9 protein-coding genes and 1 pseudogene are annotated in these 9,735 nt (G+C 57.6%); all 10 read right to left on the bottom strand.

From position 1 onward, the window contains the following. Window positions 1–147: 147 nt before the first annotated feature. Window positions 148–480: pseudogene (locus AB4Z24_RS13200) on the bottom strand (chemotaxis protein CheD); the annotation flags it as partial. Beyond that, window positions 477–866, bottom strand: a complete 390-nt coding sequence (locus AB4Z24_RS13195; protein WP_441708789.1) for a response regulator — start codon at window positions 864–866, stop codon at window positions 477–479. The pseudogene AB4Z24_RS13200 and the gene AB4Z24_RS13195, both read right to left, overlap by 4 nt. Window positions 867–877: 11 nt before the next feature. Then, on the bottom strand, window positions 878–1,918 hold the full coding sequence (locus tag AB4Z24_RS13190) for a protein-glutamate methylesterase/protein-glutamine glutaminase (RefSeq protein WP_441708787.1): 1,041 nt from the start codon (window positions 1,916–1,918) through the stop codon (window positions 878–880). After that, window positions 1,915–2,802, bottom strand: a complete 888-nt coding sequence (locus AB4Z24_RS13185; RefSeq protein WP_441708785.1) for a CheR family methyltransferase — start codon at window positions 2,800–2,802, stop codon at window positions 1,915–1,917. Before AB4Z24_RS13185 ends, AB4Z24_RS13190 begins: the two co-directional genes overlap by 4 nt. Further along, the gene (locus AB4Z24_RS13180; RefSeq protein ID WP_441708816.1) at window positions 2,799–3,266 is read right to left on the bottom strand and encodes a chemotaxis protein CheW; all 468 of its coding nucleotides are present in this window, start codon (window positions 3,264–3,266) and stop codon (window positions 2,799–2,801) included. The genes AB4Z24_RS13185 and AB4Z24_RS13180 overlap by 4 nt, the downstream gene beginning before the upstream one ends. 5 nt (window positions 3,267–3,271) lie before the next feature. After that, the gene (locus tag AB4Z24_RS13175) at window positions 3,272–5,446 is read right to left on the bottom strand and encodes a chemotaxis protein CheA (RefSeq protein ID WP_441708783.1); all 2,175 of its coding nucleotides are present in this window, start codon (window positions 5,444–5,446) and stop codon (window positions 3,272–3,274) included. 23 nt (window positions 5,447–5,469) lie between these two features. Beyond that, window positions 5,470–5,835 (bottom strand): response regulator, encoded by a 366-nt coding sequence (locus tag AB4Z24_RS13170; protein WP_441708781.1) that lies wholly within the window; start codon window positions 5,833–5,835, stop codon window positions 5,470–5,472. After that, entirely contained in the window at window positions 5,832–6,233 is a 402-nt protein-coding gene (locus tag AB4Z24_RS13165) for an STAS domain-containing protein (RefSeq protein WP_441708779.1), read from the bottom strand. Before AB4Z24_RS13165 ends, AB4Z24_RS13170 begins: the two co-directional genes overlap by 4 nt. Beyond that, the gene (locus tag AB4Z24_RS13160; protein WP_441708777.1) at window positions 6,233–8,563 is read right to left on the bottom strand and encodes a methyl-accepting chemotaxis protein; all 2,331 of its coding nucleotides are present in this window, start codon (window positions 8,561–8,563) and stop codon (window positions 6,233–6,235) included. The genes AB4Z24_RS13165 and AB4Z24_RS13160 overlap by 1 nt, the downstream gene beginning before the upstream one ends. Before the next feature lie 515 nt (window positions 8,564–9,078). Further along, window positions 9,079–9,402, bottom strand: a complete 324-nt coding sequence (locus AB4Z24_RS13155) for a PilZ domain-containing protein (protein ID WP_441708775.1) — start codon at window positions 9,400–9,402, stop codon at window positions 9,079–9,081. Window positions 9,403–9,735 lie beyond the last annotated feature (333 nt).

The raw sequence follows: 9,735 nt of genomic DNA, 5'->3' as shown, positions 1-9,735 counted from the left end.
GGGTTGCATTCACCGCACCGATAAGGCGCCAGGCCGATGGCAACAGGCGGTGCTGATCGACAAGAAGGGAAAGGACCGCCGATAGACCGGCCCGCCAGCGAGCGTCGCCATTTCCCACCCCGAAATTGAATTCAAACTGAGACACTACCGCTTGCCGATGTCGGAATGCGATCGAACCGTGCGCGCGCCGCCAAACAACTTTGCTTCCAGCCGCTCGCGACGCGCGCCTGCCTTCAGAAGACCGTTGACGAGCAACTCCATCAGATGGACGCCCACGCGCTCATCCTCCGCCGCCGTGGCGCCGATGTTACCAGGCAGAAGAAAATGGTTGATGCCGCCCACTCCAGCGAGCGGATCACGAATGCACGCAGCGATGCACGATCCAAGTATTGTCGTCACCATGACATCCCGGTCCCGGGTGACGAAAAACTCGCCTTGGATTATGTGAACGCGCTTTTCCGTTGCATCGGCGACCGTCATGTCAACTTACCAACAACAGCTTCGATGCACGTTTTGAGCTGCGGCACTGAGAAAGGCTTCGCGAGAAAATTGTTGAGGCCCCATTTTTTGCCTTCATCGATCAAGGCTTTATCGCCCTTGCCGGTTACGAGGATGAAACCGACTTTGCTTGTCGGACCATGCTGGCGCAACGCACGCAGAAGCTGAATGCCATCGATCTTCGGCATGTTGTAGTCCGAGATGACGAGATGGCAGGGCGCCGTCATCATCATCTTGAGGCCTTCCTCGCCATCCTTGGCGACTTTGAAATTCTTCAATCCGATCTGATCGAGACCATCTGTTAGAAGAGCTCGGCTGACGGACGTGTCATCAACGACCAGGATCGTCAATTGCTGCATTGCGGGCATAGCCTTGCCTCCTATGGTTTCTTCTTAGTCGTTTCTGAAATTATCGCTGCCGACAGGCGCTCGAGCGGTAGTTGGTGTTCAACGGCACCGGCTTCGAATGCCGCTTTCGGCATGCCGTAGACGATAGAGGTCGATTCATTCTGGCCGAATGTCGTTGCTCCAGCCTTACGCATCGAAAGCAGACCCGCGGCTCCATCCTTTCCCATACCGGTGAGAATGACGCCGACCGCGTCGCCCTTGCACGCTCGCGCGACCGAATTGAACAATACATCCACCGAAGGGCAATGCCCATTCACGCGTTCGCCGGCTTTCAAGCGGCAACGTAGATCCGGCGTGATTTCGAGGTGGCTCGACCCGCCCGGCGCCAGAAAGATGCTTCCAGGCGTCAGCTTTGCGCGATCTGTTGCTTCCTCCACCTTTGGCGCACAGATCCGATCAAGACGACTAGCGAAACTTCGCGTGAACGCCGGTGGCATATGCTGCGTTATGACAGTCGGCGGGCAATTTTCAGGAAATCCAGAAAGGACTTCCAGCAGCGCTTCGACGCCGCCTGTCGAAGCACCGATGGCGACCACGCGGCCGTCCGAGACATAGGAGCCATTTGCGGATCGAACGGCATGTGTCTGCTTGCGATCGCCCTCGGCCTTGGTCAACGGCTTGACGCGCGCCGAGGCCGCGATCTTGATCTTGTATGGCAGCTCCTCGAAGCTGTGCTCGTTGCCCGGACGCGGCTTCTCAATGCAATCTATCGCACCCATTTCGAGCGCTTGCACCGTTTCTTCCGCGCCACGCCGCGTCAACGTCGAAACCATGATGACCGGCATAGGCCGAAGCCGCATGATCTTTTCGAGGAATTCGAGCCCGCTCATGTTCGGCATTTCGACATCGAGCGTAACGACGTCGGGATTGAGGGCCTTGATCGCCTGGCGCGCCTGCAGCGGATCTTCAGCCTGACCGATAACTTCGATATCCGGATCCTTCGCCAGCACCGTTGCGATTAACCCGCGCATGGTGGAAGAATCGTCGACAACGAGGACTTTTATTCTCTTCATGACGACTGACTGCTCTTCCTGCGATAGCTCGTGATGCCGTCCGTCGATAACATCGAAGATGCCGGACCCGAGATGCGTTCGGAATGCCCGATGTATAAAGCGCCGTCTTGCCTGAGCATCCGCGTCAAGCGATTCCAAATCATACTCTGCGTCTCGCGGTCAAAATAGATGACAACGTTTCTGCAGAAAATGGCGTCGAAGGGCCCGCTGAAAGGCCACGTGCCCATCAGATTGAGCTGACGAAACGAAACGAGAGACCGCGCATCATCAGCGATTTTCAGAGCGTCGCGATTGTCGCCCGGTACGGGCTCGAACCATTTTGCGCGCAGGTTAGGCGGAACATCGCGCAACTCCTCCTTTTGATACTGGCCGTTCTTTCCATGCGCAATGACGTGCGGATTGAGATCGGTCGCAAGGATGCGGACGTCGAGGGACGCGGCATTGGGAATGACGGACAGCACTGTCAGTGCCATCGAGTATGGTTCTTGTCCCGTCGAGCACGCGGCTGACCAAAGCCTGACGCGATTGCCGCGACGCGCCGATTCGGCGAGCGGTTCGAGGATTGCTGAACGCAGATGCTCGAAATGATGTCCTTCGCGGAAGAAGCGCGTCACGTTCGTTGTGAGCGCAGCAATCATGCTGTCGCGCTCACTTTCGTTCGAGCGGACGGTTTCGCAATACTCTGAAAACGTGTCGATCCCGAGCGCCCGCAGCCGCTTCGCGAGCCGCGAATAGACGAGAGTCGCCTTCGACTGAGGCAAGTCTATACCGGCTTCCGTTTTCGCAATTTCCGCAATCTCCCGAAAGTTCGCGGCGGAAAACGAAAATTCTCCGGTTACAAGTGCTCCAGAAGGAACCGAGGAATTCGCTGCTGCAGTGGTCATGCGGCGGCCTTAGCAGCTATCGGCAGCACGCTTTCGAGCGTGACGATGCTGATCATCCGGCCTTCAACGGCATAGACGCCCTTGACGAAATTTTTCGCGAGATCGGAGGCGACGTCCGGCGTCGGCTGCATGGAGGCTTCGGATGTTGTCAGGATGTCGGATACCGCGTCCACCAAAAGACCGACGACCTGCTGATGAACCTGCACAACAATGATGACGCTACGCGGAGTGGGCTCCGTCAGGCCAAGTCCGAAGCGCATGGCAAGATCAACGATCGGAAGCACGGCGCCACGAAGATTGATCACACCACGCACGTAGGCGGGTGCATGCGGCAGCGGTGTTGCGGGCGTCCAACCGCGAATTTCGCGAACGCCCATAATGTCGATGCAGAATTCCTGCGATCCGACCCGGAAGGCGACGAACTCGCGGTTTGCGGAGTTGGCTGGCGAACCGACGTCTTGCATGTTCATTATCCTTCCGTTCCATAGCGCGGGGCGGAGGTAAGCTGGCCTTCGAATGAACCAGTTACGAGCGCGTCCACGTCGAGAATGAGTGCGACCCGGCCGTCGCCAAGAATTGTAGCGGCGGCGATGCCGGAGACCGTTCCGTAGTTGGCTTCGAGACTCTTGATGACCACCTGGCGTTGATCCTGGATCGAGTCGACCAACAGAGCATTCCGTGCGCCGCCGTCGGTCTCGACCAATATCGCAACGCTGCGTTCCGGATCGGCCGGCGTGTCGCGAAAGCCAAGCTGCGTGCCGACGTCGATAAGAGGCACGAAGGTGTTGCGGATCGCCATGACGCGGCCATCGGCGCCAATGCCGTGAATCTCGCCCTTCTTGGGCTTCAGCGTTTCGACGATAGCCGTCAACGGCACGACGAGTGTTTGACCCGCGACGGACACGGCCATGCCGTCGAGAACGGCGAGGGTTAACGGCAAACTCATCGAGAACGTCGAGCCCAATCCCGGTCGCGACGAAATCGAAATTCTTCCCCCGAGCGCCAATATCGAGCGCTTCACGACGTCCATGCCGACACCGCGACCCGAGATGCTTGAAATCGTGGCGGCGGTCGAGAAGCCGGGCAGGAACAGGAGATTGTCGATGTCGCTGTCAGACAGCTGCGCGTCAGGCGAGATGAGGCCCTTCTTGATCGCGGAAGCGCGGACCTTGGGACGATTGATACCGGCACCATCATCGGAAATTTCGATGACGATACGGCCCGAGCGGTGCGCGGCACTCAGCCGAACATTGCCTTCCGGAGACTTTCCAGCGGCGATGCGTTCCTCGGGCGATTCGATGCCATGATCGACCGCATTGCGGATCATGTGCGTCAACGGTTCCGCCAGACGCTCAACGACGGTCTTGTCGACTTCGGTGGCTTCGCCGTCGGTTTTGAGACGGACTTGTTTATTCGTCGCATCCGCGACCTCGCGCACGATGCGCGACATGCGTTGGAAGAGCGGCTTAACGGGCTGCGCGCGGATCGCCATCACGCTTTCCTGGATCTCGCGCGTCAACTGCTCGAGCTCTTCCAGGCCGATAACGACCGACGACGAGCCAGCGAAATTTGCCTCGATGACACGTTGCGATAACATTGCCTGATTGATGACGAGCTCGCCGACGAGGTTGATCAGCCGGTCGACGCGATCGAACTCGACGCGGATGGTCGTTTGCGCAGGAACCGCGACAGTCTTCACTGCCTCCGCGACTTGTGCCGGAGGCGACGCCGCCTCGCTTGCGACCGCATTCGATTGCACCGGATCAGCTGGCGATGGCTCCTCGACATTCGCTACGTTGGAAGGCTGTTCATTCTCGGCCGAGGGTGCGCTTCCGAGAGCCTGCGCCAACAGAGCCGCGATGGCATCATCAGACACCTCCGGCTGGCCATCGGCTTCAACGGCGATATCGGCTTCGCCGTCGACGAATTCGAAAACCTCGCGGACTGCTTCGATTGCCACTTCCGACGACAGCTTGATCGTCCAGGAGAGGTAGGCGCCGTTCGGATCGATATTCTCGAGATCCGGCACGGCGGAAACATCGCAAGTGGTTTCTGCCTGACCAAGACGCGAGAGCTCTCGAATAACCAACACGGCTTCGTTGGCATTGGCGTAGAGTTCCGGGCGCGGGGTAAAGCTGACGCGATATTCGTGTACAGGCGCGGCGACGGGCTCGGGGGCCAGATCGGGAAGTCCGAAATCGATTACCGACGGCTGGAAGTCGATGGCTTCCTCGACTTCTTCTTCGGCGCCTTCGACGACCGTCAGCGCCTTGACGTCTGCCGCAATGGCCGCATAGCTCGACTCGTCGATCTCTTTGCCGTCGCGCGATGCTTCCACAAGATCCGCCAATACGTCGGCGGCGCGGAGCATGGGCTTCATCACCTCCGCTGTCGGATTGAGTTTGCCGCTGCGAACGAAATCGAGAGCCGTCTCGAATGTATGTGCGAACTGCACGAGCGCCGTAAGCTTGAACGCGCCGGCACCGCCCTTGATCGAGTGGACTGCACGGAAAACGGCATTTACCGTTTCAGAATCGGCGTTGCCCTCGTCCATTGCCAGCAAGCCGACTTCCATCTCCGAGAGCTGCTCTTCGCATTCCTGGAAGAACGTCTGGCGGATTGCGGCCATCGTATCGACGGTCATTTGTATGCTCTTTTATTTATGCTTCAGGCGGCGACGCGGCGGATAGCGGCGATAAGCTTCGTCGGTTCGAACGGCTTAACGATCCAGCCCGTCGCTCCGGCTTCCTTTGCGCGCGTTTTCTTCGCGACGTCGCTTTCGGTGGTCAGAACGAGGATCGGTACCCTGCGATAGCGGCTGTCCTTGCGCACCGCTTCGATGAGCCCGAAACCATCCATCTTCGGCATGTTGATATCGGTTACGATGACATCCGGCATGGACGTCTGAAGGACTTCCAGTCCGTGGACGCCATCAACGGCCTGAATAACGTTGAAGCCAGCTTCCGCGAGCGCCATCTTCAACATGTCGCGCATCGTTCTAGAATCGTCCACGGTTAGTATGGTCTGCGTCATGGCGAAGATCCTTCAAAAAGAAATTGGTCAGCCGACAATCCAACGAGAGCAATCGTTTCGAGAAGTGCAGAGCTTGGGTTCCTGACCGCGTAGTTCTGGCCGTCGGCCCGCCACGTGTGGGCAGCCGCAAGCAAGACCTGCAACGACTGGATGCCGACGCGCTGTACCTGTCCGGCATCGACGACAAGCGAAGCACCGCGACGCGCGAGGAGAAGATCCCTGATGGAAGCCGCCGACGACGAGTCGAGTGAGTCTGGAAGAACAAGCTCCGGCTCGCTCGCGGTTGCGGGTGCTGCCGTCTCGGCGTCCTGCATTTGCGTTGCGACCTTGGGCTTCTTCCGCGACCGGCTGCGTTCGCCGGAACCGCCGTCGATCTCTTTCCCTTTCCGCCGGGCCATTAGAATTCCTCCCAGCCGGCGTCAGACGAAGCCGCGCTGCGGCGTCCCATACCTACAGCTGCCGCCATTTTGGGTTTGGCGGGCGAGCGCTGGCCCCGAGCGGCTGACTTGGACGATTCCCGGCGAGCCGACATCTCGACGACCGTTTCCTCACCTGTGCGGAAGCGGCTGACCAGACGAACGAGTTCTTCGGTCTGCTGAGCCAGAGTCTGCGTTGCAGCCGTCGCTTCCTCGACCATCGCGGCGTTCTGCTGCGTGACCTGGTCCATCTCGTTGACAGCCGTGTTGACCTGATCGAGACCGTGCGCCTGTTCGTTGGCGCTCGTCGCAATGTCCGTCACGATGCTGTTGATTTCAGCAACCTGCGAAACGATGCGCGTCAATGCCAAGCCGGTTTCACCGACGAGCTGCACACCTTGAGCAACCTGACCTGTCGAAGCCGAAATTAGGCCTTTGATTTCCTTCGCCGCTTCTGCAGAACGCTGAGCCAAGGCACGCACTTCTGACGCGACGACTGCGAAGCCCCGACCAGCGTCACCTGCGCGCGCTGCTTCGACGCCAGCATTCAAAGCGAGAAGGTTCGTCTGGAACGCGATTTCGTCGATGACGCCGATGATCTGGCTGATCTGCTTCGATGAGCTTTCGATGCCGTTCATCGCCAATATTGCTTTATGAACGACCTCGCCGCTCTTCTCGGCGTCTGTCTTGGCGACCGATACCGTTTCGCGAGCATGCGTTGCACCGCGTGCTGTCTTATTGACGGTATCGGTGATCTCCTTAACGGCGGCAGCTGTTTCTTCGAGACTTGCGGCCTGGTTTTCCGTGCGCCGCGACAGGTCGTCGGAGGCTTGCGAAATTTCTTCGGTGCCCATCTTGATGCTGCTGGCGCCTTTTTTCACAAGCTCGATCGTGCTTCTCAGTTGCGAAGCCGCAGAATTGAAGTCTGCTTTTAGCTTTGCAAACTCGGGAGCGAATTCGGCGTATACAGTGGTCTCCAGGTTTCCTTGCGCGAGTTCCGACAGAGCTGTCCCGAGCGATGCGACGACGGTATTGATCTGGTTCTCCGCCTCGATCTTCCCGACTTGCGCGGCTTCCAGCTGACCCATCATCAGGTTCATCTGACTGATGATCGCCTCATACTCCGGGATGACCTTTTCGGTGATGCGATGCGTGAAGTCGCCGCTCGAAATGCGTTCTGCCGCGCTTGTGAACGCGTCCATGAAGCGTTCGTGCTCCTTGGCGTAGTGCTCGCTCTGCTCCTGCTGCTGCTTGGCAGCCTCGACGGCAGCGTCGGTCATCGCTTTATTTTCGACGGCTGCTTCCTTGAAGCGCGCGAGGGCTCCTGCGATCATGCCGTTTTCGTTGCTGTCCGTAAGATACGGGACTTCAACGCTCAGATCCTTGTGGCTGAGTTGATCCATCGCGCGAACCAGGCTCGAGAGGCGAAGCGCAATTCCCTTGCCGATCAAGCCTACCATAATCACCGCTGCGATCGTTGCCGCAATCAAAAGACCGAGCGTACGATAAAGAGAGGAGCGTGCTTCCGCCGAATGACCTTCGGCAAGCTGCGCAAACATGCCGTTGATCTGGCCTGCAGCCGTTCCGACCAAGCTATTGGCGTTGTTGATGGACGAAATCACATCACTGCCAATTGCAGCGCGGCGATAGTCAGCGGCCTTGAGCTTGGCAGCGATCTGATCGAGCTCCGACAGAAGTCGGTCGTTCGTACCGCTGAAAGCGTTCTTGGCGTCGTCGGACAGATCGGTGCTAAGGAGCTTGTTCGATGCGCCGCGAAGCTTGTCGGTCGTTCGCCGCAATACGGCATAGTTGATAGCGAGCTTGGTCTGGTCATCCGCCAGCCCCGCCGTATCGAGCGTGGATTTGAACTCGATCAGCGCCTGCTTGACGCCAGGCAACCGCTGGACCATCACCTCTTGCGCATAATACGAGGCCGGCGAGGCATCTGCGGCGATCCCGGATGACGTGGCGATCTGGTCCAAAAGCTCAACGCCGAGGCGCACCCGCTCGTCCGTCGAACGTGCGTTTTCGAAGGCGTTGACACTGGGCTGGACACCAAGGCTCTGGGACGCGTCAGAGAGCTTTGCCAACTCTCCGTCGCCCAACCTTGAATTCTCATCGGCGGACAATTTGGTCCAAACGGCCGCTGCCAGCTTGCCGCCGCTGATTTCACGATCGACCGCGCTGATCTGCTCCAGCTTGTTAGAGGTGTAGAGATAAAGCTGTGCCAGCGATGGAATTAAGAACACCGCAGATATCAGTGCGAGCCGGCGCGGCATCGACCATTTGCTGTTGATATATCCTATGACCATAACTGAACCTATTTCCTCGAAGCGTTGATTTTGATTCTGGGCTGGGATGCGGCGGACTCAGCGTGGAAGCGGATATCCGCAATGTCGTCGGTGTGTCGGGTTGCAGAAGCGCTCAAAGTCCCGGGAGGTGACGCGGGCCGTCATCGCCAAGACAGCGAAAGCTGCTGCGTTGGCGGAAATTCTTGGCAATCGTCAAATTCTTCTGGGCTGACGATGGAAGCGGCCGCGAATTATCGTGCCTCATCGGGAGTTCCTGCTTTTGAAAAGCCTGGAACATGTCGGGTTGCCGACTCGGCTGCACGGCATCATGCCTATGATTTCATCAATCAAGCAGCCGATTGCTAGAATTAATCGGTAAAACTATCGAATTGGTTTACGACAATCGCCTCATTGCGATTTTATTGAAACGATTTTACAGGCTCTATTAAATGCGTCCGCATTTTCAATTTTTCTGCCGACCCGTTCCGCTTTGATTCTCATGAGCGCGTATCAAGCCGATTAACGGGCTTTAAGACTTAAGTTGGCCTTCTCTTTAACCAGGAAAGACGCCGGGGCGGCCGCACGTACTGCAATCCAGCGATTACGCCTTCGATGCGAATTAAGCGGCATTTAACGATTAAATCGTCGCCGGGGATCTCCAAATAGAACTCGCCATTCAGGCGCTCGGGCTCGGCAAGCTTAATTTTAGCGCCGCCCTCCGATAAATCGAGGATAGCGCCCGGAAGGCGCTGGCCGTCTTCAAGCGCAACAACTGCTGCCTTGAATACGGGCCGGCGGCCAAATTTCCGCTTTTCTTGTGGTCTGTCTATTGGCAAGTCTGTCTCGATATTTTCAATCAATTAACGGTTTCTGATTGCGCACGCATACATCGGCGGAAGAAAATAATTCGGTAACAACGGAATAAAACTCTTGCGCGCCTCCGTTCGGCTTATGGTTTTCGCTTGACTTCAAGAAGGACTATTCTGCATGCGGATCACTTCACCCTAACCGATTCGCCCCTGCGCGAGCTAATCTCGCCTTAATACATTACCTCTAATTGTTTCGATGGATAACTGCCAATAGGCCCAGCTTGCGGCGGTGGCATCATACTAGCCTGTTCGCCAAGGTGGTGTTTTCTATGCGGAACATCAGTAATTTTAGGCCCGTTGGTGTAAAACTATCCGATTGCGGCC

This window comes from Hyphomicrobium sp. 2TAF46 (assembly GCF_052114865.1).
GTDB lineage: Bacteria > Pseudomonadota > Alphaproteobacteria > Rhizobiales > Hyphomicrobiaceae > Hyphomicrobium_B.
Note: the sequence above shows the minus strand (reverse complement) of the source record. Positions and strands in the feature narration are given on the sequence as shown.

Excerpts from the sequence above, each read along its gene's own strand:
- AB4Z24_RS13195 (WP_441708789.1), bottom strand. The coding sequence starts at position 866 with ATGCCCGCAATGCAGCAATTGACGATCCTGGTCGTTGATGACACGTCC.
- AB4Z24_RS13190 (WP_441708787.1), bottom strand. The coding sequence starts at position 1,918 with ATGAAGAGAATAAAAGTCCTCGTTGTCGACGATTCTTCCACCATGCGC.
- AB4Z24_RS13185 (WP_441708785.1), bottom strand. The coding sequence starts at position 2,802 with ATGACCACTGCAGCAGCGAATTCCTCGGTTCCTTCTGGAGCACTTGTA.
- AB4Z24_RS13180 (WP_441708816.1), bottom strand. The coding sequence starts at position 3,266 with ATGCAAGACGTCGGTTCGCCAGCCAACTCCGCAAACCGCGAGTTCGTC.
- AB4Z24_RS13175 (WP_441708783.1), bottom strand. The coding sequence starts at position 5,446 with ATGACCGTCGATACGATGGCCGCAATCCGCCAGACGTTCTTCCAGGAA.
- AB4Z24_RS13170 (WP_441708781.1), bottom strand. The coding sequence starts at position 5,835 with ATGACGCAGACCATACTAACCGTGGACGATTCTAGAACGATGCGCGAC.
- AB4Z24_RS13165 (WP_441708779.1), bottom strand. The coding sequence starts at position 6,233 with ATGGCCCGGCGGAAAGGGAAAGAGATCGACGGCGGTTCCGGCGAACGC.
- AB4Z24_RS13160 (WP_441708777.1), bottom strand. The coding sequence starts at position 8,563 with ATGGTCATAGGATATATCAACAGCAAATGGTCGATGCCGCGCCGGCTC.